Source organism: Pseudomonas sp. PME37.24/006 (assembly GCF_055556635.1).
The window spans coordinates 228,943-252,352 of the sequence record NZ_JBVHNL010000001.1 but is presented as its reverse complement, the minus strand read 5'-3'; the positions used below and the strand labels follow the sequence as shown (position 1 = coordinate 252,352).

Here is a 23,410-nt window from a genome sequence, read left to right as displayed (position 1 = left end):
ATGGATGATCGTCGCCAGCACAGCCGCTACCCAACCACCTCGCTGCTCGAGGTATTCGAGCAACACAGTGGGCGCTACCTCGGGCGCGTCGCTGATATTTCCAAAGACGGCCTTATGCTCTGCTGCACGACACCTCAGCCTGCGGATACGCTGGTGGAGTGCCAACTGGTTTGCTCGATACCGCTAAACGGTGTTGGCGAGTTGCACTTTATCGGCGATTGCCTGTGGAGCCGTATGGGCGAGCCGGGCCAGCAATGCTGGGCCGGCTATCGCATCATCGATATCGATCAGCCCAACACGGAAGCGCTGAACGCGCTGTTGCAGCACTTTAAGGCGTCAGCGTAAACGGCTGAGCCGCCCCAAAACCCTTATTGCAGAGCCTGGGCGAGCAAGCCGATAGATCGCGTCGATCAGCATATCGGTAACAGCGATTAGACGCCGCCGGAGCAAGCGCCTAGGCTTCTCTGTGTCAATCCGTCGCAGGGGAGCTTGCCGTGCCCCGGTTAGCCGAGATATCTACCGTTCCTGATTCCAACGAGCCCGCTGCACCGCAGCCGGAAGGCTATGCCTTTGCGCAGCTTGGTAACCCACAAGCCACTGATTCTGCCGTTCTGGCGCAGGAAAGCGCGTTGGCCATCAGCTATAACGGCATCAGCCATGCGGTGATGATGGTTTCACCTACGGCCGTGGAAGACTTCATTACCGGCTTCAGCGTGACAAGCGCAGTGGTTGACTCCATCGACGATATTTATGACATCCGCTTGCGCCACCTCGGCGCGTCGATCAATGCAGATGTCGAGATCAGCAGCCGCGCCTTCTGGGCGATGAAACAACAACGTCGTCAACTAGCCGGTACCAGTGGTTGCGGCCTGTGCGGCGTGGAAGCGCTCGATCAGGCGCTGCCGCAACTGGCCACGCTGCCCCAGGCTGAACTGCCCGAGGCGGCGCACCTGGTTGACCTACGCGAGCGGATCGCCGCCGTGCAGGATCTGGCCCGTCGTAGCGGCGCACTGCATGCCGCGCTGTATGTCGATGGCAGTGGCGAGATACGCGCCTGCCGGGAAGACATCGGCCGGCACAACGCGCTGGACAAGCTGATCGGCGCACTGCTGCGCGAGCGCCAGGATGTACGCCAGGGCTTCGCGGTGGTGACTAGCCGCTGCAGCCTGGAGCTTATTCACAAGGCGGTCAGAGCCGGCATCGGCAACCTGGTCAGCCTTTCGGCCCCGACCGCCCTTACCGTGCAATGGGCGCGCCGGCACAACCTCAACCTGATCCATCTGCCCCACCACAGCGCGCCCCGGGTCTACAGCCCCGCGCCGCCTGCCAGAGAAGAATAACCATGAGCCTGCAACCCGTTAACCCGCGTTACAAACCCTATAAAGGCGCTGCCGCCGGTTGGGGTGCGCTGATCAGCGTCACCCAGTTCTGGCTGGACAGTAAACAGCCGTTCAAGAACCTGCGCGCGCTGCTCAAGACCAACCAGAACGGTGGTTTCGACTGCCCCGGCTGCGCCTGGGGCGATTCCCCGGAAGACGGCCACATCAAGTTCTGTGAGAACGGCGCCAAGGCGGTTAACTGGGAAGCCACCAAACGTCGTGTCGACGCGAAGTTCTTCGCCAAGTACACCGTCAGCCAGCTGCGTGAGCAAAGCGACTACTGGCTCGAGTATCAGGGCCGCCTGACCGAGCCGATGCGCTACGACGCCGCCACCGATCGCTACGTGCCCACCTCCTGGGACGATGCCTTCAGCCTGATCGCCAAACACCTGAAAAACCTCGAAAGCCCCAACCAGGCCGAGTTCTACACCTCGGGCCGGGCCAGCAACGAGGCGGCGTTCCTGTATCAGCTGTTCGTGCGGGCATTCGGTACCAACAACTTCCCCGACTGCTCGAACATGTGCCACGAGGCCAGCGGTGTCGCACTGACCCAGAGCGTCGGTATCGGCAAAGGCAGCGTGACCTTTGCCGACTTCGAGCACGCCGATGCGATCTTCGTCCTTGGCCAGAACCCAGGCACCAACCACCCCCGCATGCTCGAGCCGCTGCGTGAGGCGGTGAAGCGTGGCGCCCAGGTCGTTGCTTTCAACCCACTGAAGGAGCGTGGCCTGGAGCGCTTTCAGCATCCGCAACACGCTCTGGAAATGCTCACCAACGGTTCCGAGCCACTCAACACCGCGTTCTTCCGCCCGGCACTGGGTGGCGATATGGCGGCGCTGCGCGGCATCGCCAAGTTCCTGCTGCAATGGGAGCGCGAAGCGGTCGCCAAGGGTGACAAGCCGGTATTCGACCACGCCTTCATCGCCGAACACACCGATGGTGTCGACGCCTACCTGGCGGTGCTGGATGATACATCCTGGCAGTCGCTGGTCGAACAGTCAGGCCTGACCCTGGAAGACATCGAGCAAGCAGCGCTGATGTATCGCCGCGCCGAGAAGGTCATCATGTGCTGGGCAATGGGCATCACCCAGCACCTGCACTCAGTGGCTACCATCCAGGAAATCGTCAACCTGCAGTTGCTGCGTGGCAACCTTGGCCGCCCCGGCGCTGGCCTGTGCCCGGTACGTGGTCACAGCAACGTGCAGGGTGACCGCACCATGGGCATCAATGATCGCCCGCCGGTGGTGCTGCTCGACAACATCGAGAAGCGCTTCCAGTTCAAGGTACCCCGCGAAAACGGCCACAACACCGTCGAAGCGATCAACGCCATGGTCGACGGCCATGCCAAGGTGTTCATCGCCCTGGGTGGCAACTTCGCCCAGGCTACGCCAGACAGCCCGCGCACCCATAAAGCGCTGCAGAACTGCGAGTTGACCGTACAGATCAGCACCAAGCTCAACCGCAGCCACCTGACCACCGGCACCGATGCGCTGATCCTGCCGTGCCTGGGCCGTACCGATATCGATCATCAGGCCACCGGCCCGCAGGCGATAACCGTAGAAGACTCGTTCAGCATGATCCACGCGTCCAACGGCCAGTTGGAGCCGCTGTCCCGACAAATGCGTTCGGAACCCTCGATCGTCGCCGGCATTGCCAAAGCCACACTGGGTAACCATCCGGTCGACTGGGACGCCATGATCGCCGACTACGACCAGATCCGAGAGCTGATCGCCGACACCATTCCCGGCTTCCAGGATTTCAACCAGCGCGTGCAGCACCCAGGTGGTTTCTACCTGGGGAACTCGGCTGGCGCCCGTCAGTGGAAAACTACCACCGGCAAGGCCAACTTCAAGTCCAACACCTTGCTCGCCGATCTGCTGCCGCCGCAGGTGCGTAACAGTGGTCAAACGCCGGATCTGATCCTGCAGACCATGCGTTCCCACGACCAGTACAACACCACCATCTATGGTCTCGACGACCGCTACCGCGGCGTTCGGGGTCAGCGTGACGTGCTGTTCGTCAACGAGGCCGACCTTACGCGACTTGGCTACAAGCACGGGCAGAAAGTCGACATCACTTCGCTGTGGGACGACGGTATCGAGCGCAAAGTGGTTGGCTTTACCCTGCTGGCATTCGACATTCCAGCCGGCCAGGCGGCAGCCTATTACCCCGAGGCCAACCCACTGGTGCCGCTGGAAAGCGTCGGTCTGGGCAGCCACACACCGACATCCAAGTTCGTTGCCATTCGCCTGCACGCTGCCGAGCAGACTGCGCGCATCCTGTAATCGGTAACGCCTCCATCTCGCCCAGGCATCTCGACCTGGGTGAGATGGAGGCGACACTCAGCCGAAGCATCCCCTTCGGCGTGGCGTGGCACCGAATAGCGGCCGAAGTTGCTGCATTTCGTCGGAATCTGCCAAACACATTGGTAAAAATACCCACTGATGTCCCTTTGCCGTTACTTTCGTCAGTTAACGTGCCAGACCAAGCGCTCAACCGAAGCGCATAGCGTTTCTTGCCCAAGCCACGATGTGGCCCTTCGGGTTTCTGCCAGACGAGCAACACCGTGCGAATGATCCGCCGAGCCGCGCCATTGAGCAGCTCTGCAGCTGACGTCATTCGCCTGCAACGGGAGGAATTCCATGCGTTTTCCATCTGCCGTCCTGCTAGGGGCGGCTCTGCTGAGCATTCAAGCCCAGGCGGCGATCCTGGAGCGGGAACTGGGTGACTACGAACTCAATCTGGGCACCACGCCAAGTCGCAGCATGGCTCAGGGGCTGGTCAAGCCAGAGAGTGGCGGTACCTTCCACGGCGGCCTCGACCTGAGCCACCCGAGCGGCTGGTACCTCGGTCAATGGTCACCCAACTTGGGGATCAGCCCGGGTAGTCGCATGGAGCTCAACAGCTATGTCGGCTATCGACAGCAGTTCGTCGATTCGCTCGGCTACGAAGTCGGCACGATTCGCTACAGCCATCCGGGCTACACCTACCTCGACAGTCAGGACGTTTACGCAGGCCTGACGTATGACGCGCGCCGCTTCGGTTTCTCCTTCAGCAATGACCCAAGCCGCTTCAACAGTACGGTGCTGGCCGACCTTGGCCGTGTCAGCCTGCTGGGCATGGCCGTCGTCGTGCGCTACGGCAATCACCTGCTCGACAACCCTAAAAATATTTCCGGTGGTGGGCAGGTCAGCTCCTTCAACGACTGGTCGCTGAGTCTGTCGCGGCCCTGGAAAGGAATCGACTTCGATTTTTCCTACTCGGATTCCAGCTTGAGCGGTGATGCATGCTCTGCCTATTCAGGCCATAACACCGAGTGTGAGGGCTGGTTCCTGATCAAAGCATCGCGCTCGCTGTTCTAAACAGCCGCCCACCCGCGGCCGCGCTGGGCCGGGCCTGCACCGCACACATCTTGATACATTCACCCATGTATCTTTAATCCCCATCTCGGGAATTTCCTTGCAGATCAGGCTCTAAGCTTGTGTCGCCGCACAGTAATGGCGACCGCATGATCCATGGCACTGCCATGACTACGCCCGCAAGGGTATTTTTCGAGGGTTGCGCGATGCGTACATTCCTTACCGCACTCGCTTTCAGTGCACTGGTTTCTCCCCTGGCCAACGCCGATACCACCAAGACCGCGATTGGTAGTGGTGTCGGCGGCGCGCTCGGCAATATCGTCGGCCAGCATCTGGGCGGCAGCACAGGTGCCGCGATCGGCGCCGGCCTCGGCGGTGCTGCCGGTGGCGCCATCAGCTCACGCAACAAGACCGAAGCTGCATTGGGCGGCGGCCTGGGTGCCTCCGCCGGCTCCGTGCTGGGCAACCAGTTCGGTGGCGGCACGGCCTCGACCATTGGCGCAGGCCTGGGTGGTGCAGCCGGTGGTGCTCTGGCCAACGAGATGGCCGACAGCAACCGCAACGAATCCCGCTACCGCGATAACGGCCATCGTCATGGCAAGAAGCACCACAAACGCCATCACAAACACCGTCACCGTTAATCCATATACAACCAAGGGCGCCTTCAGCGCCCTTGGTCGTTCAAGAGACCTTCAACGCCTCCATCGCCAACCGCAATGTTTCAGGTATCGCAGCCGGCCGGTTGCTCGACCTGTCGACGAACACATGCACGAAGCGCCCAGCGGCGCAGGCTTGCTCTTCCCCTTCCTTGAATACCGCCAGCTCGTACTGCACCGAACTGTTGCCCAGATTGCCGACTCGCAAGCCGATCTCGATGTGCTCGGGAAAGGCAATCGACGCGAAGTAGTCGCAGCTCGAACTCACCACGAACCCGACGATTTCACCGCGATGAATATCCAGCCCCCCCACTTCGATCAGGTAGGTGTTCACCGCGCTGTCGAAATAGCCGTAATAGGTGACGTTATTGACGTGCCCGTACAGGTCGTTGTCATGCCAGCGCGTAGTGATCGGCTGGAAGTGGCGATAGTGCTCGCGCAGGTGCTGCGGCTGCTGCATGGGACGACGCCTCGGATAAGAGAGAAGCCGGCATGGTGCCGGCCCTCATCGACGCTGACAACCTACAGCGAGAGACGCGCAGCTCGGTTAGTAAGCGACCTGATAGATCGCCAGCGCATGGGCCTGGGTCATCTCCCGGGGATTATTGGCCAGCAGACGCTCATGCAGCATGGCATCGGTCGCCAAGCGCGGCAGCAGAGACTGGTCAACGCCTATATCGCGCAGACGCGCAGGCAGGCCACTGCGCTCGCTGAGATCGACCAGTTCGATGATGAACTGCTCGGTGTGATCCGTAGCATCGCCCGCACGAAGGCGCTCGCCCAGCAGCAGCGGTGCCAGCTCTTCATAGAGCGGCGCGGCGACAGATGCGTTGAAGCCCAGCACATGGGGCAGCAGCACCGCCGTACTCACGCCGTGCGGTACCTGGCAATGCCCGCCGAGGGGATACGCCAGAGCATGTACGGCTGCCAGCGGCGCATTGGCATACGCCTGCCCGGCAAGACAGGAACCCAGCAGCATGGCCTGCCGGGCCTCGAGACTGCCGCCGTTATGTACCGCTTCGTCGAGATTGGCACCGAGCAATCGCAAAGCCTCGCGAGCGAGCATGTCGGACAGCGGATTCTTGCGCCGCGCGCCGGTATAGGCCTCCACCGCATGCCCCATCGCCAGCATGCCGCAGGCTGCGGTTACGGGTGCAGGCAATTGCAGAGTGAGATCGGCATCGAGCAGCGCCAGATCTGGCAGCAGACGAGCCGACACCACCGCAATACGCGTTGAATGGGCCGTGGTAACCACCGCGATGGGCGTAACTTCGGAGCCGCTACCTGCAGTAGTTGGCACCTGGATCAACGGCAACCGCTGCCCAACGGCCTTGTCGACACCATACAAATCACTTAGCGACTGCCGGCAATCCGGGTGCGCCAACAAGGCAACCAACTTGGCCACATCCAGCGAGCTGCCACCACCGAAGCCGACGATCAGACTCGCCTGTACGTTCTTGGCGAATTGCGCCGCACTGCTTACCACGCTCTCCGGGGCACCGGCCGTCACACCGTCGAATACGTGCAGCGCCACGTCACTGCCTGCGAAAGCTGCCCGTACCTCTTCGAAAAAATCGAGCCGCGCTACACCGGCATCGGTGATCAGCACCACCGAGCGCGCTCCCCATGCTCTACACAAGGGAACGAGCCGTTGCACGGCTCCCGGTTCGCAGATGAGATGGGCGGCTGTAGCAAAACTAAATGGCTGCATGACGCTTTCCTCTTCTTGTGATGCGCGCGAATGTGCGCGTGAAGGCCATGCTCCTTGTGCTGTCACCCTGGCAAGGCCCATGTACTCATAGTAGGTCGGGAAACATCATCTGCCTCGTGGAGCCCGCCTTAGCTGCCGCTCGTCGACTACTTCATGCTGGCTAACAGGCCAGGTGGCCGCACGCAGTCTTTCAAGCATCTTGCCTTTGCATTTTGGCTGGAGCGCCACAGCCCAGTAACCATGCGCCTTTGGCGCGCATCGACATATATCGACGCCGTTGGGCGACATTCTGCTGCCGAAAAAGTGCTAGTCCATCCGGTTCTTGGGGTTATGACACATCCGCCTAAGGAAGACGTTTCTCCGGGCTTAGACTGGAAACATCGAAACGAAGATGGAGGTGACTCATGCCCCTTTCTATCGACGGCATGAATATCGGGCAGTACAGCTATCGCCCAGTCGGCAACGTTGGTAATGGTCTGCAAACCAATCAACTGGAGCGAGTGGCACCTGCTACTCAGCGGCTGGACGATGCTCAGGAGCGCTTGCTGGAACGCCAGCGTCTTGAACAGGATCGTCAGGAGCAACTGCGTGAGGCGCGTGACGAGCGCATTGCCCAGCAGGATCAACAGCAAGAACGCGCCCTGCAATTACGCCAGGAACGTCAAGACGCAGTGCAAGCGCTCAACGAGCAGCTACGTGAACAGCGCCTTGAGGCTCTGCAGGAACAGCGTCAGGAAGCGCTCAACCCGCTCTCGGCCGAGAGTCTGGCAAGGCAGCGGACGCAGCTGGAAACTGTTCCAGCGGCCAGCAACGGTTATCAGGTCAGCCCGCGATTAGCCGAGCAAGCCATCTCGACTTACCGGCAGACCGAGTCACCAGACTTTATCGGTCGTAGCCTGGTTGCCTGATAAACGAAACAGGCCCTGTGTAGCGTCACACCAAGCGACGCCACAAAGGGCCTGTTTTTTATATGCGGGATAGAGCTTTGAGGATCATGCGCTTACTCAAGGGAGTAAGCGCATCGAAGGATCACTCCTTGCCGAGCGCCTCCTGACGCTCCAGAAATTCTTCCTGCAGCAGCGCATCGGAGTTCTCCGCTTCGCTGGCATCCAGTTCCTGCTCGAGATGCCCGGTGCCGACCGCCTTGCTTTCCAGTTTGCCGACCAGATGCTCCAGCGCGTGGCGCATTTTCTCGGCGGCGCCCTCTACAGCCTGATCCAGCGATTCGGCCTTGTGGGTGACCGAAAGCGGCTGATGGCCCTTGGGCCGCGCTTCGATCTGGCAGCGCTTGTCATCGGCGCCGCTCTTGCTGCCGTTCTCGTCGCTGATGTGCACTTCGACACGCGACAGAAACTCCTCATAACGCTCCAGCCGATCCGCCACCGATGCGCCCACCCATTCCTGGAGACGCGCACTGCCTTCGATATGGTTGCTGTTCACTTGAACTTGCATGTGATTCCTCGCTTTTGACGGGTCTACAAGCTTGGAGGCAACAGATCAGAACTAGGTTCCTGCTGTTTGCCCTAACGCCAAGATACGCAGCAAGGGCAAACAGTGAAAGGATGATCAGAAGCGATCGCGGATAACCACTTCATCGAACGGCAGCTTGCCGATCCGCGGTTTGGCGTCGATGGCCTTCTTGCCGACCGCGACCATCAGGCCGATCACGTGGTTGTCCGGCAGGTTGATCAGCTTGCCCACAGCGTCGAAATCGAAGCCGTCCATGGGGCAGGAATCCAGGCCCTTGCCACGCGCGGCCAGCATCAGCGTCTGCGCCATCAGGCCACAGCTGCGCATGGTTTCATCGCGTTGTACCTGGGGCTTGTCGCGGTAATAGGTGTCGATGGCACCCGCCATGTACTGCTGCACCTCCACCGGCGCGCCTTCCCACACGCGGCTGACATTCTTTTCCCAGCTATCGACCTGCGCACAAATCACCACCAGCATCGAGGCATCGGTCATTTGCGCCTGGCCCCAGCCGGCTTCACGGATCTGCTGACGCAACGCCGGATCACTGACCTCGACCAGTCGTACATGCTGCAGGTTGAAAGCTGACGGCGCGAGCAGAGCCAGCTGCAACAGCTCGCTCTTCTCTTCGTTGCTGAGGGTAAAACCGGCGTCGTAACCCTTGATGGCGCGGCGGCTGCGGATGGCTTCGTCGATATGCATGGATAACTCCGGAAACGGTGATGGAAAAACTCTCCGCCATGCTAGGTAAGCAGCCGAGACAAAGCCACCGGGCTTTTGCGATGCAATTCATCGCCTGCAACGATTTATTCGAACCCCACTCGGCTTAGCCAGTCGATTACCCATGACCTGCAGTCAGCGCCTACCTTGCGGGTGCATTGAGCCGCCTCCGTTACGGCAAGGGTTTACAAGATATCCCTTGAGGCTCTATTACGGCTGTTCCATAGGAACGTTCGAGCGTTAAGCTGTCGACCATGACCCACCCGCCTTACATCTCCGCTCCCACTGCCGACGCTGCCACACTCAAGGTGGCGGGGGACTGGACGCTTGCCCATTACGGCGCGCTGGTGGTTCAGGTAGACGCTATCAGGCGCAACCTGGCGAATGATCTGCATGCAGACCTCAGCGAACTGGACGCCCTGGATACCGCCGGCGCCAGCTTGCTGGTGGAGTTGCTCGGCGCCGAACGTCTGATCCTGTTACTGCCCAAAGCAGCACTCAGCGACGAACGCCGCGCCTTGCTACACACCGTTGCCACGGCTATGCAACAGGATCAGCAGGCTCCTGAGCATCCCACCCACTCGACCTACCGTGAGTTCTTCGGCCATATCGGCGAAGTGGTGGAAGGTGTTTGGCACAAGGCCGTCGGGTTGCTGGGGTTCGTTGGCCTAACGCTCAGCAGCATGCTGCTGATTTTGCTCAACCCGCGCCGCTGGCGGCTGACATCCCTGGCTTCGCACCTGGAACAGATCGGCCTCAATGCGGTGCCCATCGTCGCCCTGCTGACGTTTCTGGTGGGCGCTGTGGTGGCATTCCTTGGCGCGACCATCCTGACCGACTTCGGCGCGACCATCTACACGGTCGACCTCGTGGCATTCTCGTTCCTGCGCGAATTCGGTGTGCTGCTCACCGCCATTCTCATGGCCGGTCGCACGGCCAGCGCCTTCACCGCACAGATCGGCTCGATGAAGGCCAACGAGGAAATCGACGCGATCCGCACCCTGGGTCTCAATCCCATGGAACTTCTGGTGTTGCCGCGGGTGTTCGCCATGCTCATCGCCCTGCCGCTGCTGACTTTTATTGCCATGCTGTGCGGCATGATCGGCGGCGCCATGGTGTGCATGCTGACGCTGGATATCTCGCTGACGATGTTCATCAACGTGCTGCAGGAAAATATCCCGATCAATCACTTCCTGGTGGGCATGCTCAAGGCGCCGATCTTCGCCTTTCTGATCGCCGTGATCGGCTGCCTGGAAGGTTTCAAGGTCACTGGCAGCGCGCAGTCCGTGGGTGAGCGCACCACGTCCAGCGTGGTGCAATCGATCTTCGTGGTGATCGTGGTGGACGCCCTGGCCGCGCTGTTTTTGATGGAGATGGGCTGGTGAGTGACGACGCGATCATTCAGGTCCGCGACCTGACCAATCAGTTCGGCCCACAGGTGGTGCATCAGCACCTGAACCTGGATCTGTACCGCGGCGAAGTGCTCGGTGTGGTCGGCGGCTCGGGCACTGGCAAGTCGGTACTGCTGCGCACCATCGTCGGCCTGCGCCAGCCCAACGCCGGCACGGTGCGGGTATTCGGCGAAGATCTGCTGACGCTATCGGCGCAACGTCGTTCCGAACTGGAACGTCGTTTCGGTGTGCTCTACCAGCGAGGCGCCCTGTTCTCCTCACTCACCGTGCTGGAAAACATCGCTCTGCCGCTGATCGAACATGCCGGGCTCAGCCGCGCTCATGCCGAGCGCCTGGCCGAATCCAAGGTCGCGCTGGTCGGCCTGCCCAGCCATGCTGGCGACAAGTACCCAACCGAACTGTCTGGCGGCATGATCAAGCGAGCCGCACTGGCCCGCGCCCTGGCGCTGGAGCCGGACATCCTGTTTCTCGACGAGCCGACTGCAGGCCTCGATCCGATTGGCGCCGCAGCTTTCGATCAATTGATTCGCACCCTGCGCGATGCCCTGGGCCTCAGTGTTTTCCTGGTCACCCACGATCTGGATACGCTTTACACCTTGTGTGACCGAGTTGCAGTGCTGTCGCAGAAGCGCGTACTGGTGGCCGATACGCTTGACGTGGTGGCCGCTACAGACGACCCATGGATTCACGACTATTTTCACGGGCCGCGCGGACGCGCTGCCGAGCAGGCCGCTGTGCCTAGGAGCTTTTAATGGAACCGCGCGCCCATCACGTACTGATCGGGATGTTCACGGTGGCGATAGTCAGCGCCATCCTGCTATTCGCCCTGTGGCTGGGTAAATCCAGCGCCGACAAGCAGTTCAACTATTACGAAGTGATTTTCGCGGAAGCGGTCAGCGGTTTGTCTCAGGGTAGCGCCGTGCAGTACAGCGGCATCCGCGTCGGTGACGTCACCAGCCTGACGCTCGACCCGCAGGACCCGCGCAAGGTGCACGCGAATATCCGCATCACCAGCGCGACCCCCATCAAGGAAGACACCCGCGCCCGCCTGACCATCACCAACATCACCGGTGGTGCGGTGATCCAGCTGCACGGCGGCTCGCCCGAGAGCCCGCCTTTGAAAGCCAGCAATGGTGGTACGCCGGTGATCATCGCCGACCGCTCGCCACTGTCACGGTTGATGGCCAACGGCGAAGACCTGATGGTGAGCGTCACTCGCCTGCTGGATCGCGCTAACGCCATGTTTTCCCGTGAGAACACCCAAAATATCGCCAAGACCCTACGCAACCTCGAGCAGATCACCGCCAGCGTATCCGAGCAACGCGACGAGCTGCGTGAAGCGCTGACCCAGATGAGCACCGCCGGGCGCGAAGCGGCTGCCCTGATGAAAAACGCCAACCAGCTGTTTACCGGCCCGGCCCAGAACACCCTGGACAGTGCCGAGCGCTTGGTGACCTCGCTGGAGCGTACCAGCACCAACATCGAACAACTGCTGCAGGACAACCGCGCCGCCCTCGACGGCGGTATGCAGGGCATCGGCGAGCTGGGCCCGGCCATCAACGAACTGCGTGACACCCTCGGCTCGCTGCGCTCGTTCTCGCGGCGACTGGAAGAAGATCCCGCCGGCTACTTGCTGCGCAGCGACAGCATCAAGGAGTTCCAACCATGAAAGCATTCGCCACCGCTGGCGCCCTGTTGCTGACCGGTCTGCTCAGCGCCTGCTCGATTCTTCCCTCGGGCGAAGCGCTGAACGTTTACCTGCTGCCCAGTAACCTGCCGGTACGCGCCTCGGATGCGCTGCAGCAGGACTGGTCCCTGCGGGTCAACCGCCCGCAAAGCAGCCAGTTGCTCGACAGCCCACGCATTGCCGTGTTGCCCGAGGGCGATCTGATCAGCGCTTATCAAGGCGCACGCTGGAGCGACCGTGCCCCCGCCCTGTTTCGTGATCGGCTGATCGGCGCCTTTCTCGATGATGGCCGCGTCGGCGCCGTCAGCAGCGACGAAGGCCGCCTGCAGGCCGACCTCGAACTGAGCAGTGATTTGCGTGCGTTTCAGACCGAATACCGCAATGGCCGGCCGGAGGTGCACATTCTGCTCGACGCCCGGCTGGTACAGGGAGGCAACCAGCGCATTCTCGCCAGCCGTCGCTTCGAAGTGCGCCAGATCGCAAGCGATGTCGCCGTGGAGTCGGTCGTAAAAACGTTCGGTACCGCCAACGACCAGCTCTCGCGCCAGTTGATCGACTGGGTAATTGAGCAAGGCCAGCGCAACGCACCGAATACCAGCAAGCCTTGAGCAGTGCACGGCATTGCATGCCAAACCTAAACCGTAGGGTGGGTTAGGTGCTTGTCACACAACCTGAGGACATAGATTTTCCGCAGCACCTTAACCCACCATGGGTGCAGCACCGGCTATCGCCTGGCGGGTTACGCGTCGCGCCACGAATATCGTAGGGCGGATTAGCGAAGCGTAATCCGTCGTTTACCGCCAATGAATGCAAATGTCATAGATCGCTCCCGGATTACGCCTACGGCTAATCCAGGCTACGGTTCTACGTGACGTCACAACAAAACGGCCGATGTGAGCGATCACACCGGCCGTTTGTTTTGCCGCTACCGCAGACGTCAGGCGAAGACGATTTCCTCGCCTTCGACCTTGCCGATCACGGTGCTACCCGGATTGAACTTGCCCGCCAGAATCATCTGCGCCAGCGGGTTTTCGATCCAGCGCTGGATTGCACGCTTCAAAGGCCGCGCACCGTATACCGGGTCATACCCCACGGCGACCAGCTTATCCATGGCCTCATCGGACAGTTCCAGGCTCAGCTCACGCTCGGCCAGACGCTCCAGCAGACGGCTGAGCTGAATACGCGCGATACCGGCGATCTGCTCACGGGCCAGCGGCTCGAACACCACCACTTCGTCGATGCGGTTAACGAACTCCGGACGGAAGTGGTTACCCACCGCATCCATCACCGCCGCACGCTGCGCCTCACGGTCGCCGACCAGCTCCTGAATCTGCGCCGACCCCAGGTTGGAGGTCATCACGATCACCGTGTTCTTGAAATCCACGGTGCGGCCATGGCTGTCGGTCAGGCGGCCATCTTCGAGCACCTGCAGCAATACGTTGAAGACATCCGGGTGAGCCTTCTCGACCTCATCGAGCAGCACCACCGAATAGGGCTTGCGGCGTACCGCTTCGGTCAGGTAGCCGCCCTCCTCGTAGCCAACGTAGCCTGGCGGCGCACCGATCAGGCGAGCCACGGAATGCTTCTCCATGAACTCGGACATGTCGATGCGCACCAGTGCCTCCTCGGTATCGAAGAGGAACTCGGCCAGCGCCTTGCACAGCTCGGTCTTGCCGACGCCGGTCGGGCCGAGGAACAGAAACGAGCCGCTTGGGCGATTCGGGTCGGATAGGCCAGCGCGTGAACGACGCACCGCATTGGCCACGGCAACCACTGCCTCATCCTGACCGATAACGCGCTGGTGCAGCAGCCCCTCCATCTTCAGCAGCTTGTCGCGCTCACCTTCGAGCATCTTCGACACCGGGATGCCTGTCCACTTGGAGACCACCTCGGCAATCTCCTCCTCGGTCACCTTGCTGCGCAGCAACTGGTTTTCAGTTTTGCCATGCTGGTCGACCATCTGCAGGCTGCGCTCCAGATCGGGAATCACCCCATACTGCAGCTCGGCCATGCGGTTCAGGTCGCCCTTGCGGCGCGCCGCTTCGAGTTCGGTGCGCGACTGTTCGATCTTCTGCTGGATCTGCGCCGAACCTTGGACTTCGGCCTTTTCCGACTTCCAGATTTCATCGAGGTCGGAATACTCCTTCTCCAGCTTGGCGATATCGTCCTGCAGCTTGGCAAAGCGCTTCTTGGCAGCCTCGTCCTCCTCCTTGCGCAACGCCTGAGCCTCCACCTTGAGCTGAATCAGACGACGATCCAGGCGGTCGAGCACTTCCGGCTTGGAGTCGATTTCCATGCGGATGCGGCTGGCCGCTTCGTCGATCAGGTCGATGGCCTTGTCCGGCAACTGACGATCGGTGATGTAACGGTGGCTGAGCTTGGCCGCAGCGATGATCGCGCCGTCGGTGATCGCCACCTTGTGGTGTACCTCATAGCGTTCCTTGAGGCCGCGCAGGATGGCGATGGTGTCTTCCTCGCTCGGCTCATCGACCAGCACTTTCTGGAAGCGACGCTCCAGCGCGGCATCCTTTTCGATGAACTGGCGGTACTCGTTCAGGGTAGTGGCACCCACGCAATGCAGCTCGCCACGCGCCAGCGACGGTTTAAGCATGTTGCCGGCGTCCATGGCGCCCTCGGCCTTGCCGGCGCCGACCATGGTGTGCAGCTCGTCGATAAACAGGATGACGCGGCCTTCCTGCTTGGACAGCTCATTGAGCACGGCCTTGAGGCGTTCCTCGAACTCACCGCGGAACTTGGCGCCGGCAATCAACGAGCCCATGTCCAATGACAAAAGCCGCTTATCTTTAAGCCCGTCCGGTACTTCACCGTTAACGATGCGCTGCGCCAGACCTTCGGCAATGGCCGTCTTGCCCACACCAGGTTCACCGATCAGCACTGGGTTGTTCTTGGTACGCCGCTGCAGTACCTGGATGGTGCGGCGAATTTCATCGTCACGGCCAATCACCGGATCGAGCTTGCCCTCTTCGGCACGTTTGGTCAGGTCGACGGTGTATTTATCCAGCGCCTGGCGGGACTCTTCGATATTCGGGTCGTTCACGGCATCGCCGCCACGCAGGTTGTTGACTGCGTTCTCCAGAGCTTTGCGGCTAACACCCTGGCCGAGCAACAGCTTGCCCAGCTTGGTGTTGTCGTCCATGGCGGCGAGCAGCACCAGTTCGCTGGAGATGAACTGGTCACCTTTCTGCTGCGACAGGCGGTCGGCCTGATTGAGCAGACGTGCCAGATCCTGGGACAGGCTCACATCGCCGGTGGGGGTCTGGATCTTGGCCAGGTGATCGAGCTCTTTGCTCAAGGCTTCGCGCAGGCTGTTCACATCAAAGCCTACCTGCATCAGCAGCGGGCGGATGGTGCCACCCTGCTGGTCGAGCAGCGCCTGCATCAGGTGCAGCGGCTCGATGGCGGAATGGTCATGGCCGACAGCCAGCGACTGGGCATCGGAAAGGGCAAGTTGTAACTTGCTGGTCAAACGGTCGATTCGCATAGCGTCATCCTTCCTTTATAGGGCAGGCCAGCGCGGTGCATGCGCCTAAACCAATAACCTGCCGAGATGGAGAATAGATGAGGCCGATTGTGCGCGTTTCAAGCGGGGTGATTTTGATAAGGGTCAGATGAGTGCTGAATGGTTGAGCAGCGATACCCGGGAGGCCTGCCTTAGCGATCTGCCAACCAGATCAGCGAGGCGAAGCGGCCGGTCTGGGCGGCGCGACGGTAGGAATAGAAGCGTGAGTCATTGACGGTGCAGAATCCCCCGCCATACACCGCGCTAATACCGCGTGCGGCAAGCCGAATGCGCGCTAACTGGTAGATATCCGCCATAAAGCGCCCGGCATTCTCGCTCGGCACAAAGGCACTGGCCGCCTGGGCATGCAGGCTGACGAAAGCCTCGCGCACTTCGGCGCCGACCTCGAATGACTGCGGGCCAATGGCCGGGCCCAGCCAGACCAGAGTTTCCTCAGGCTCGATGGCAAGCGCATCGAGCGTGGCCTCCAATACACCACCGGCCAACCCACGCCAGCCAGCATGAGCGGCCGCCACACGAGTGCCTGCGCGGTCGCAGAACAATGCAGGCAGGCAGTCGGCGGTCATCACCGTACAGGCGACGCCCGTCGTAGCCGTCCAACTGGCATCGGCTTCCTCGACGCTCTCCGGGTCAGCCTGAGCGACAGCGATGCCGTGCACCTGCTGCAACCAGGCCGGGCGGCAACCCAGCTGGCTCAGGAGCCGCTGACGATTCTTGACCACAGCCTGCGGATCATCCTCGACATGCGCGGCGAGGTTGAAGCTGTCGTAGGGCGCCGCACTCACGCCACCCGCCCGAGTGGTCACGCAGGTGCGTACCCACTCGGGAGCGGGCCAATGCGGCGTGAGCCAGTCATGGGCCTTGTCACTCATCCAATAAACGCCTCGCGATCCTGGCGCAGCAGCGTCAGCAACCAGACGAAATCATCGGGCAAAGGCGATTGCCACTTCATCCGTTCACCGGTAAGCGGATGATCCAGCTCGAGGAAACGGGCGTGCAGGGCCTGACGCGGAAACTCTTTGAGGCTCTGCACCATGGTCTGACTGGCCGCAGGCGGGATGCGGAAGCGCCCGCCATACACAGGATCGCCGACCAATGGGTAGCCGATATGGCTCATGTGCACGCGAATCTGGTGGGTGCGCCCGGTTTCCAGCTTGACCCGGCTGTGGGTATGCGAACGGAAACGTTCGAGCACGCGGTAATGGCTGACCGCCGGCTTGCCGCCATCGGAAACGGCCATGCGCTGGCGCTGCGAGGAGCTACGACCGATAGGCGCGTTGATCTTGCCGCCTGCAGTGATCACGCCGATCACGATGCATTCGTAAATGCGGCTGACCGTACGCTTCTGCAACTGATCGACCAGGCGAGTCTGCGCCTCGATGGTCTTGGCCACCACCATCAGACCGGTGGTGTCCTTGTCCAGGCGATGCACGATGCCCGCCCGCGGCACGTTGACGATGTCCGGTACGTGGTGCAGCAGCGCATTGAGCAAGGTGCCATCGGCATGACCGGCAGCCGGGTGCACGACCAGCCCTGCGGGCTTGTCGATCACCAGAATGTGTTCGTCCTCGTAGACGATATTGAGCGCAATGTCCTGGGCGACCCATTCACCCTGGGCCTCCTGCTCGGCAGAAAGGGCCAGCACGGAGCCCCCGTGAACGATGTCACGGGGGCGTAGCACCTGACCATCGACGGTCAGATTGCCTTCCTTGATCCAGCCGGACAGGCGCGAGCGCGAGTGCTCGGCGAACAGCTGGGCGGCGACTTGGTCGAGGCGTTGACCGCCCAGATCGTAGGGCACCTCGGCGGATAACTGAATAGCCTGCTTATTAATAGATGACATGCTCGGCAACGGAGGGGGCATAGCCTTTGGTTTCAGCTACACGCTTGTGGTTAAATACGGCGTCTTTGCCCCAGGGGTACCGGGGGCGCTCATCATAACAGGACGGCCCTGCCCAAGACAGCCGCCGTCCCAGGGACGCAAGCCGCCATGCAAGTGAAACACCTGCTGCTGATCGCCATCCTCGCACTCACCGCCGCCTGTTCGTCCAAGGAAGTCCTGGATGAAAACCTCAGCGAGGCAGAACTCTATCAGCAGGCTCAGCAAGATTTGGATAACGGCAGCTACACCAGCGCCGTCACCAAGCTCAAGGCCCTGGAGTCCCGCTACCCGTTCGGGCGCTATGCCGAGCAGTCGCAGCTCGAGCTGATCTACGCGAACTACAAGAACGCCGAGCCGGAAGCCGCGCGCGCCTCCGCTGAGCGTTTCATCCGTCTGCACCCGCAGCATCCGAATGTCGACTATGCCTACTACCTCAAGGGCCTGGCTTCGTTCGACCAGGATCGCGGCATTGTGGCGCGCTTCCTCCCGCTGGACATGACCAAGCGTGACCCAGGTGCCGCCCGCGACTCCTACAACGAGTTCGCCCAGCTCACCAGCCGCTACCCGAACAGCCGCTACGCGCCAGATGCCAAGCAGCGCATGATCTACCTACGCAACCTGCTGGCTGCCTACGAAATTCACGTGGCCCACTACTATCTGAGCCGTGAAGCCTACGTCGCCGCCGCCAACCGTGGCCGCTACGTGGTGGAGAACTTTCAGGAAACGCCAGCCGTTGGTGACGGCCTGGCGGTGATGGTCGAGGCCTATCAACGCCTGACCCTCGATGACCTGGCAGCCACCAGCCTGGAAACCCTCAAGCTCAACTACCCGGATCATTCGAGCCTGGTCGACGGCCAATTCGTGCCACGCGAAGAAGATGCCGACAACCGCTCCTGGCTGGCCAAGGCCACGCTGGGCCTGATCGAAAGCGACGTGCCGCCGCCACCGAGCCAAACTCAGGCGAGCCAAGACGTGATTCGTCAGTACGAAGAAGCTGCGGATCAGATTCCGTCTGAACTGAAGCCGGAAAATCAGGGCGAGCAAAGCGAAGAGCCACAAGGCAGCAAGCGCTCTTGGTTCAGCTACATGACGTTCGGCCTGTTCGACTAAATAAGCGCCATACGCAGCAAGATGCCAGTCAACAGACTGGCATCTTGCATTTCGGCGGTGCAAAAACGCTGACCAAGCAACTGTCCGCCGTTCCCTTCCTTAGCTAAACTGGCGCATTCCTCTATATGAAGAGAGCGTCATGGGCCTGTTCCGCCTGCTGTTCTGGATTGCCATCATTTTTGCCGCTATCTGGGTGTGGCGCCGCTACGTCAGTGGTGGACGTCGGCGCCAGACGCCTCCGCCCACAGAAACCACGGCACCCATGGTGCGCTGCGCCTACTGCGGCGTGCACACGCCGCAGCAGCACGCGATACAACTGGCACAGCGCTGGTACTGCAGCCAGGCTCACCTCGAACAAGGCCCGAAGCCCGGTGCCCACTAGAGCTCTTGCGCTAAGCGGCCTTCAGGGCCGGCGTATTTTCAGGCTGTATCACTTTTATCGGCTGTTGATCGGCGTTTTGCTGGTTCTGCTTGTCTCCGCAGACCTGGATGCAGAACTGCTCGAGCTCGCGCACGTGCCGCTATTCCGGGGCGCTAGCTGGCTGTATCTAATCCTAAACATTTTTGTCGCGCTGATCGCTCATAACCCACGCAGCCTGGTTCAAGTGTTTGGCGTAGCCCTGGCCGACGTGATCCTGCTGTCCGCCCTGTTCTATGCAGGCGGCGGAACACCAAGTGGTATTGGCAACCTGCTGATCGTTGCGGTGGCGATCGCCAATATCCTCTTGCGTGGCCGAATCGGCATATTGATCGCGGCAAGCGCGGCGATAGGCCTGATCTACCTGACCTTCTATCTCAGCCTCGGCCACCCGCAGGCCAGCAGTCAGTACGTACAAGCTGGCGCACTGGGTGCTCTGTGCTTCACTGCAGCGCTGTTCGTACAAGGTGTGACCCGGCGCCTGCAAGTCAGTGAGAACCTCGCCGAGCAACGTGCCGCGGATGTAGCCGATCTCGAAGCCCTGAACAACCTGATCCTGCAGCGCATGCGTACCGGCATTCTGGTGGTGGACGAACAGCATCGCGTATTGCTGGCCAACCAGGCCGCCCTGGATCTGCTTGGACAAGAACACCTGTCCGGCAAGATTCTCGACCCGCACTGCACCGAGCTGGTCAAACGCCTGCAGTACTGGCTGGAAAACACCAGCCTACGCCCGGCCAGCTTGCAGGCGCGCGCCGACGGCCCGACTCTGCAACCCAGCTTCATCGCCCTGCAACGAGGTGGGCAGCGCCATACGCTGATCCTACTCGACGATATTTCACAGATCGCCCAGCAAGCCCAGCAGCTCAAACTGGTCGCACTGGGCCGGTTGACCGCCGGTATCGCTCACGAAATTCGCAACCCATTGGGCGCCATCAGCCACGCCGCACAACTGCTGCAGGAATCCGAAGACCTGCATGGGCCGGATCTGCGTCTGGCACAGATCATCCAGGATCACTCCCGGCGCATGAACCTGATCATCGAGAACGTCCTGCAGCTGTCCCGGCGGCGTCAGGCAGAGCCACAACTGCTGGATCTCAAATACTGGCTGCATCGCTTCGCCGCGGAGTTTCGCAGCACGGCGCCGGCCTCGAAAGTCCTCCACCTGGCCATCGAAGGCAGTAGCATCCAGACCCGCATGGATCCCAACCAGTTGACTCAGGTAATCACCAATCTGGTACAAAACGGTCTGCGTTACAGCGCCCAGCACAATCCCAAGGGCCAGGTATGGCTGAAACTGTTCCGCGATCAGCGCAGTGATCTGCCCGTGCTCGAGGTGCTCGATGACGGCCCGGGCGTGCCGCCAGACCAACTGCATCACATCTTCGAGCCTTTCTACACCACGGAAAACAAAGGCACCGGCCTAGGCCTGTATATTTCCCGCGAGCTTTGCGAAAGCAATCAGGCTCACCTTCACTACCAATCACGCGAAGGCAGCGGTGCATGTTTCCGCATTACCTTCGCGCATCCGCGAAAGATGAGCTGAACCGATGAACCGCCAGAGAGCCCTGATCGTCGACGACGAACCCGATATCCGCGAGTTGCTGGAGATCACCCTCGGGCGCATGAAGCTTGATACGCGCAGCGCCCGTAACGTCAAGGAGGCGCGCGAATGGCTGGCCAAGGAACCCTTCGATCTGTGCCTGACTGACATGCGCCTGCCGGACGGTACCGGCCTGGATATCGTGCTACACATCCAGCAGCGTTATCCGCAAACACCTGTGGCCATGATCACCGCCTTCGGCAGCCTGGATACCGCGATCAACGCCCTCAAGGCTGGCGCTTTTGACTTTCTCACCAAGCCTGTCGATCTCGGCCGCCTGCGCGAACTGGTGACCACCGCCCTACGCCTGCGTGAAGGTGACGATGACGACGCACAACCCGGCGCCAGCAGGCTGCTCGGCGAATCCCCTCCCATGCGCACCCTGCGGGCACAGATCCAAAAACTGGCACGCAGCCAGGCACCGGTGTATATCAGCGGCGAGTCCGGCAGCGGCAAGGAGCTGGTAGCGCGCCTGATTCACGAACAAGGGCCACGCCGCGAACGCGCCTTCGTACCGGTCAACTGTGGTGCCATTCCGTCGGAGTTGATGGAAAGTGAGTTCTTCGGTCACAAGAAAGGCAGCTTCACTGGTGCCATCGAAGACAAGCAGGGCCTGTTTCAGGCAGCCAACGGCGGCAGCCTGTTCCTCGACGAAGTGGCCGATCTGCCGCTGACCATGCAGGTCAAACTGCTGCGCGCGATCCAGGAGAAAGCCATCCGCAGCGTCGGTGGCCAGCAGGAGGTAGTGGTCGATACCCGCATCCTCTGCGCCACCCACAAGGATCTGGCCGCCGAAGTCGCTGCCGGGCGCTTCCGTCAGGATCTGTACTACCGCCTCAACGTCATCGAACTGCGCGTGCCGCCACTGCGCGAACGTCGCGAGGACATTCCGCTGCTGGCCGATGTGATGCTCAAACGCCTGAACGAAGGCATTGGCCTGCCCCCCGTGAAGCTCGATGGCCCAGCCCTCGACAAGCTGAAGAGCTACCGCTTTCCCGGTAACGTGCGCGAACTGGAAAACATGCTGGAGCGCGCCTACACACTGTGTGAGGGCGACGTGATCTGCGCCAACGACCTGCGCCTGGCCGACGCCGCACCGGCAGGCGAAAACGGCGATGCCAGCCTGGCGCAGATCGACAACATCGAAGACTACCTGGAAGACGTCGAGCGCAAACTGATCATGCAGGCTCTCGAAGAAACCCGCTGGAATCGCACCGCCGCCGCTCAGCGCCTGGGCCTGAGCTTTCGCTCGATGCGCTATCGTCTGAAGAAGCTGGGGATCGACTAGCTAACGACCGTAGCCTGCGATTGAGCGCAGCGATACCCAGGACGATCGTGCCTGACGGCGCTACGCCAACCGCCCGGACGGTGCATAAGGAGCAGGATCGATGATCGGCTCACGCCCCAGCATCAGATCCACCAGTAACTGGCAGGACGCCGGCGCCAACACCAACCCGTTGCGGTAATGCCCGCAGTTCAGCCACAGCCCCTGGTGACCAGGCACTTCGCCAATAAAGGGAATGCCCTCGGGCGATCCAGGCCGCAAGCCCGCCCAGTGCCCCACCACCTCGGCCTCCTTCAGCGCCGGCAATAACTCCTCGGCGGACGCGCGCAGGCTGGCCAGCGCGCCCTCGGTAGGCGTTTTGTCGAAGCCAACGTGTTCCAAGGTACTGCCAATCAGAATATGGCCATCGCGACGCGGAATGGCATAGCGCCCGCGGGCCAGCACCATGCTTGGCAGAAAACCCTCCGCGCATTTGAACAGGATCATCTGGCCCTTCACTGGCTCGACAAGTAAATGCAACCCAAGCTGCGCCAGCAACTGACCACTCCATGCGCCTGCCGCCACCACTATCCGCTCGCTATAGTGGTCACCAGAAGGACTGCGTACGCCAACTACCTGGCGCCCTTCACGGATAAAGTCGGTGACCGGCACATGTTCATGTAGAGAGACATTTGGCATTCTCAACAATGCCTCGCGCAGCGAACGAACCAGTCGTGGATTACGCACATTAGCAACGCCTGGCATGTGCAGCGCATGGGAAAAACCAGCTCCCAAGGGAACGGCAGCCTCAACCTCGGCAATCGGCACATCGAGCAAAACTCGCCCCTCACGAGCTGCCCAGTTCAGCGCCTGGTCAGCATCGTCGAGATCAAGCCAATACAGGCCGGTAACATAAACCTCGGGATCGATCCCACTGATCGGAACCAGCTCCTCGGTAAAATGTGCATAGAAATCCTGCGACCAATGCGCCAAGGCCGTTACCGGCTGGCTGTAACGCCACGGATACAAGGGAGAAACGATACCGCCCCCCGCCCAGGAAGCCTCCTGCCCCGCACCCTGAGCATCCAGAACGCTGACCGGAATACCCGCACGGCCCAATAAATAGGCCGAAAGCAGGCCAATTGCACCCGCACCGACGACCAAAACGCGACTACCACTCATCTCATCCCCGAAAAACAAA

Annotated in this window: 22 protein-coding genes; 14 read left to right on the top strand and 8 right to left on the bottom strand. The window is 61.1% G+C overall.

The features are described from left to right. The 5 genes from ACZ3GY_RS01175 to ACZ3GY_RS01155 all read left to right on the top strand — a co-directional run bounded on the left by ACZ3GY_RS01175 (position 1) and on the right by ACZ3GY_RS01155 (position 5,379). Positions 1–345: a PilZ domain-containing protein gene (locus ACZ3GY_RS01175; RefSeq protein ID WP_465908653.1), complete on the top strand. Its 345-nt coding sequence runs from the start codon at positions 1–3 to the stop codon at positions 343–345. Positions 346–494: 149 nt separating this feature from the next. After that, positions 495–1,340 (top strand): formate dehydrogenase accessory sulfurtransferase FdhD, encoded by an 846-nt coding sequence (fdhD, locus tag ACZ3GY_RS01170; RefSeq protein WP_465908652.1) that lies wholly within the window; start codon positions 495–497, stop codon positions 1,338–1,340. Positions 1,341–1,342: 2 nt separating this feature from the next. Next, positions 1,343–3,664, top strand: coding sequence for an FdhF/YdeP family oxidoreductase (locus ACZ3GY_RS01165; protein ID WP_465908651.1), 2,322 nt, complete (start codon positions 1,343–1,345; stop codon positions 3,662–3,664). A gap of 357 nt (positions 3,665–4,021) precedes the next feature. Then, positions 4,022–4,741, top strand: coding sequence for a TorF family putative porin (locus ACZ3GY_RS01160; RefSeq protein ID WP_463563566.1), 720 nt, complete (start codon positions 4,022–4,024; stop codon positions 4,739–4,741). A gap of 203 nt (positions 4,742–4,944) precedes the next feature. Further along, positions 4,945–5,379: a glycine zipper domain-containing protein gene (locus ACZ3GY_RS01155; protein ID WP_465908650.1), complete on the top strand. Its 435-nt coding sequence runs from the start codon at positions 4,945–4,947 to the stop codon at positions 5,377–5,379. Between the two features lie 40 nt (positions 5,380–5,419). On the opposite strand, the gene ACZ3GY_RS01150 is transcribed toward ACZ3GY_RS01155, so the two are convergent. Both ACZ3GY_RS01150 and ACZ3GY_RS01145 read right to left on the bottom strand, forming a co-directional pair. Beyond that, a complete protein-coding gene (locus tag ACZ3GY_RS01150; RefSeq protein WP_465908648.1) occupies positions 5,420–5,854 on the bottom strand; it encodes an acyl-CoA thioesterase in 435 nt (144 codons plus the stop codon). An 87-nt stretch (positions 5,855–5,941) separates the two neighbouring features. After that, complete coding sequence (locus ACZ3GY_RS01145; RefSeq protein WP_465908647.1) at positions 5,942–7,105, bottom strand: iron-containing alcohol dehydrogenase; 1,164 nt, start codon at positions 7,103–7,105, stop codon at positions 5,942–5,944. Between the two features lie 404 nt (positions 7,106–7,509). On the opposite strand from ACZ3GY_RS01145, the gene ACZ3GY_RS01140 reads away from it, so the two are divergent. Beyond that, positions 7,510–8,013 (top strand): ATP synthase subunit B family protein, encoded by a 504-nt coding sequence (locus ACZ3GY_RS01140; protein ID WP_225835455.1) that lies wholly within the window; start codon positions 7,510–7,512, stop codon positions 8,011–8,013. A gap of 121 nt (positions 8,014–8,134) precedes the next feature. Here the strand turns inward: ACZ3GY_RS01140 and ACZ3GY_RS01135 are convergent, their stop codons facing one another. Together ACZ3GY_RS01135 and ACZ3GY_RS01130 are read right to left on the bottom strand one after the other, a co-directional pair. Continuing rightward, entirely contained in the window at positions 8,135–8,557 is a 423-nt protein-coding gene (locus tag ACZ3GY_RS01135; protein ID WP_465908646.1) for an HPF/RaiA family ribosome-associated protein, read from the bottom strand. A 114-nt stretch (positions 8,558–8,671) separates the two neighbouring features. Beyond that, the gene (locus ACZ3GY_RS01130) at positions 8,672–9,274 is read right to left on the bottom strand and encodes a nitroreductase family protein (protein WP_465908645.1); all 603 of its coding nucleotides are present in this window, start codon (positions 9,272–9,274) and stop codon (positions 8,672–8,674) included. Positions 9,275–9,546: 272 nt separating this feature from the next. Here ACZ3GY_RS01130 and ACZ3GY_RS01125 point away from each other — a divergent pair, with 272 nt between their 5' ends. Genes ACZ3GY_RS01125 through ACZ3GY_RS01110 form a run of 4 tightly spaced genes read left to right on the top strand, consistent with a single transcriptional unit; the run spans position 9,547 to position 12,999 of the window. Next, entirely contained in the window at positions 9,547–10,677 is a 1,131-nt protein-coding gene (locus ACZ3GY_RS01125) for an MlaE family ABC transporter permease (protein WP_465908644.1), read from the top strand. Beyond that, positions 10,674–11,456, top strand: coding sequence for an ABC transporter ATP-binding protein (locus ACZ3GY_RS01120; protein WP_465908643.1), 783 nt, complete (start codon positions 10,674–10,676; stop codon positions 11,454–11,456). The genes ACZ3GY_RS01125 and ACZ3GY_RS01120 overlap by 4 nt, the downstream gene beginning before the upstream one ends. Beyond that, positions 11,456–12,373 carry an MlaD family protein gene (locus ACZ3GY_RS01115; protein ID WP_463563559.1) on the top strand — a complete coding sequence of 306 codons (918 nt, stop codon included), beginning with the start codon at positions 11,456–11,458 and terminating at the stop codon, positions 12,371–12,373. Before ACZ3GY_RS01120 ends, ACZ3GY_RS01115 begins: the two co-directional genes overlap by 1 nt. After that, positions 12,370–12,999, top strand: coding sequence for an ABC-type transport auxiliary lipoprotein family protein (locus ACZ3GY_RS01110; RefSeq protein WP_465908642.1), 630 nt, complete (start codon positions 12,370–12,372; stop codon positions 12,997–12,999). The genes ACZ3GY_RS01115 and ACZ3GY_RS01110 overlap by 4 nt, the downstream gene beginning before the upstream one ends. Positions 13,000–13,328: 329 nt before the next feature. Here ACZ3GY_RS01110 and clpB read toward each other — a convergent pair whose 3' ends face one another. From clpB to rluD, 3 genes are all read right to left on the bottom strand, one after another. Further along, positions 13,329–15,893 (bottom strand): ATP-dependent chaperone ClpB, encoded by a 2,565-nt coding sequence (gene clpB / locus ACZ3GY_RS01105; protein WP_465908641.1) that lies wholly within the window; start codon positions 15,891–15,893, stop codon positions 13,329–13,331. 170 nt (positions 15,894–16,063) lie between these two features. Next, positions 16,064–16,804 carry a peptidoglycan editing factor PgeF gene (gene pgeF / locus ACZ3GY_RS01100; protein ID WP_465908640.1) on the bottom strand — a complete coding sequence of 247 codons (741 nt, stop codon included), beginning with the start codon at positions 16,802–16,804 and terminating at the stop codon, positions 16,064–16,066. Continuing rightward, positions 16,801–17,775 (bottom strand): 23S rRNA pseudouridine(1911/1915/1917) synthase RluD, encoded by a 975-nt coding sequence (rluD, locus tag ACZ3GY_RS01095; RefSeq protein WP_463563555.1) that lies wholly within the window; start codon positions 17,773–17,775, stop codon positions 16,801–16,803. Before rluD ends, pgeF begins: the two co-directional genes overlap by 4 nt. 147 nt (positions 17,776–17,922) lie before the next feature. On the opposite strand from rluD, the gene ACZ3GY_RS01090 reads away from it, so the two are divergent. From ACZ3GY_RS01090 to ACZ3GY_RS01075, 4 genes are all read left to right on the top strand, one after another. Then, positions 17,923–18,924, top strand: a complete 1,002-nt coding sequence (locus ACZ3GY_RS01090; protein ID WP_465908639.1) for an outer membrane protein assembly factor BamD — start codon at positions 17,923–17,925, stop codon at positions 18,922–18,924. 139 nt (positions 18,925–19,063) lie between these two features. After that, on the top strand, positions 19,064–19,306 hold the full coding sequence (locus tag ACZ3GY_RS01085) for a PP0621 family protein (protein ID WP_465908637.1): 243 nt from the start codon (positions 19,064–19,066) through the stop codon (positions 19,304–19,306). Further along, positions 19,296–20,888, top strand: coding sequence for a two-component system sensor histidine kinase NtrB (locus ACZ3GY_RS01080; protein WP_463563552.1), 1,593 nt, complete (start codon positions 19,296–19,298; stop codon positions 20,886–20,888). Before ACZ3GY_RS01085 ends, ACZ3GY_RS01080 begins: the two co-directional genes overlap by 11 nt. A gap of 4 nt (positions 20,889–20,892) precedes the next feature. Beyond that, the gene (locus ACZ3GY_RS01075) at positions 20,893–22,233 is read left to right on the top strand and encodes a sigma-54-dependent transcriptional regulator (RefSeq protein ID WP_463563551.1); all 1,341 of its coding nucleotides are present in this window, start codon (positions 20,893–20,895) and stop codon (positions 22,231–22,233) included. Between the two features lie 60 nt (positions 22,234–22,293). Here ACZ3GY_RS01075 and thiO read toward each other — a convergent pair whose 3' ends face one another. Next, complete coding sequence (gene thiO / locus ACZ3GY_RS01070) at positions 22,294–23,391, bottom strand: glycine oxidase ThiO (protein ID WP_465908636.1); 1,098 nt, start codon at positions 23,389–23,391, stop codon at positions 22,294–22,296. Positions 23,392–23,410 lie beyond the last annotated feature (19 nt).

Coding starts and splice junctions, on each gene's coding strand:
- ACZ3GY_RS01130 (WP_465908645.1), bottom strand. CDS start 9,274: ATGCATATCGACGAAGCCATCCGCAGCCGCCGCGCCATCAAGGGTTAC.
- clpB (WP_465908641.1), bottom strand. CDS start 15,893: ATGCGAATCGACCGTTTGACCAGCAAGTTACAACTTGCCCTTTCCGAT.
- ACZ3GY_RS01115 (WP_463563559.1), top strand. CDS start 11,456: ATGGAACCGCGCGCCCATCACGTACTGATCGGGATGTTCACGGTGGCG.
- ACZ3GY_RS01175 (WP_465908653.1), top strand. CDS start 1: ATGGATGATCGTCGCCAGCACAGCCGCTACCCAACCACCTCGCTGCTC.
- ACZ3GY_RS01140 (WP_225835455.1), top strand. CDS start 7,510: ATGCCCCTTTCTATCGACGGCATGAATATCGGGCAGTACAGCTATCGC.
- ACZ3GY_RS01145 (WP_465908647.1), bottom strand. CDS start 7,105: ATGCAGCCATTTAGTTTTGCTACAGCCGCCCATCTCATCTGCGAACCG.
- rluD (WP_463563555.1), bottom strand. CDS start 17,775: ATGTCATCTATTAATAAGCAGGCTATTCAGTTATCCGCCGAGGTGCCC.
- ACZ3GY_RS01090 (WP_465908639.1), top strand. CDS start 17,923: ATGCAAGTGAAACACCTGCTGCTGATCGCCATCCTCGCACTCACCGCC.
- ACZ3GY_RS01155 (WP_465908650.1), top strand. CDS start 4,945: ATGCGTACATTCCTTACCGCACTCGCTTTCAGTGCACTGGTTTCTCCC.
- ACZ3GY_RS01085 (WP_465908637.1), top strand. CDS start 19,064: ATGGGCCTGTTCCGCCTGCTGTTCTGGATTGCCATCATTTTTGCCGCT.
- ACZ3GY_RS01165 (WP_465908651.1), top strand. CDS start 1,343: ATGAGCCTGCAACCCGTTAACCCGCGTTACAAACCCTATAAAGGCGCT.
- ACZ3GY_RS01135 (WP_465908646.1), bottom strand. CDS start 8,557: ATGCAAGTTCAAGTGAACAGCAACCATATCGAAGGCAGTGCGCGTCTC.
- ACZ3GY_RS01125 (WP_465908644.1), top strand. CDS start 9,547: ATGACCCACCCGCCTTACATCTCCGCTCCCACTGCCGACGCTGCCACA.
- pgeF (WP_465908640.1), bottom strand. CDS start 16,804: ATGAGTGACAAGGCCCATGACTGGCTCACGCCGCATTGGCCCGCTCCC.
- ACZ3GY_RS01160 (WP_463563566.1), top strand. CDS start 4,022: ATGCGTTTTCCATCTGCCGTCCTGCTAGGGGCGGCTCTGCTGAGCATT.
- thiO (WP_465908636.1), bottom strand. CDS start 23,391: ATGAGTGGTAGTCGCGTTTTGGTCGTCGGTGCGGGTGCAATTGGCCTG.
- ACZ3GY_RS01110 (WP_465908642.1), top strand. CDS start 12,370: ATGAAAGCATTCGCCACCGCTGGCGCCCTGTTGCTGACCGGTCTGCTC.
- ACZ3GY_RS01150 (WP_465908648.1), bottom strand. CDS start 5,854: ATGCAGCAGCCGCAGCACCTGCGCGAGCACTATCGCCACTTCCAGCCG.
- ACZ3GY_RS01075 (WP_463563551.1), top strand. CDS start 20,893: ATGAACCGCCAGAGAGCCCTGATCGTCGACGACGAACCCGATATCCGC.